This is a genomic window from Bartonella sp. MR168JLCBS, assembly GCF_042194175.1.
In genome coordinates this window covers 1-556 of the sequence record NZ_JBHIMP010000597.1, presented here as the reverse complement: position 1 = coordinate 556, position 556 = coordinate 1, and the positions used below count along the sequence as shown (strand labels likewise).

Below are 556 nucleotides of genomic sequence, written 5' to 3'. Positions count from 1 at the left end.
TCATCACCTGAACACTTCTCTCTTGTCTGCCTCTCCCAGACACATCTCCTGCCCCCAAACACCTTAAGTAGAAAGCAATCAAGCAGCTTGGATATTTTGACTTGCTGTCTTAAGGAGCCATCCACCACCTTACAAAAGGTCTTGAAATTTGCATCCTTCCGTTTGTTGATGGCAAAAGATTCTCAACCATGCTGTTGCACAACAGAAAAATCATCGCGGAGATATTTCTTCGCCAAATTTTCCGCCATGTACTCTGCAGCCTTTTGCGATGTAAAGAGAACTGCCTTGTGTTTTTGTGGTTCCAGTTTGATCTTATTTTGGGTATTTCCAGCGTAGTAAAGAAGAACTTCCCCCAAACACATCCTCCACGTGCTGTCTCCACGTCCCCCCCTTCATCAAGCACACTCACCCCTTTCCCCCCCATTAAGCATAACGCCCCACCCCTATAGGTGTTCATAGGGGCCTTCCCATGAGAGGCGTCATCACCTGAACACTTCTCTCTTGTCTGCCTCTCCCAGACACATCTCCTGCCCCCAAACACCTTAAGTAGAAAGCA

At 47.5% G+C, this 556-nt stretch carries 1 protein-coding gene; it reads right to left on the bottom strand.

Features of this window, described 5'->3' with window-relative positions; all coding sequences use genetic code 11:
* Positions 1-182 precede the first annotated feature (182 nt).
* Positions 183-362, bottom strand: coding sequence for a hypothetical protein (locus ACFIK8_RS12915; protein ID WP_034453447.1), 180 nt, complete (start codon positions 360-362; stop codon positions 183-185).
* Positions 363-556: the final 194 nt, after the last annotated feature.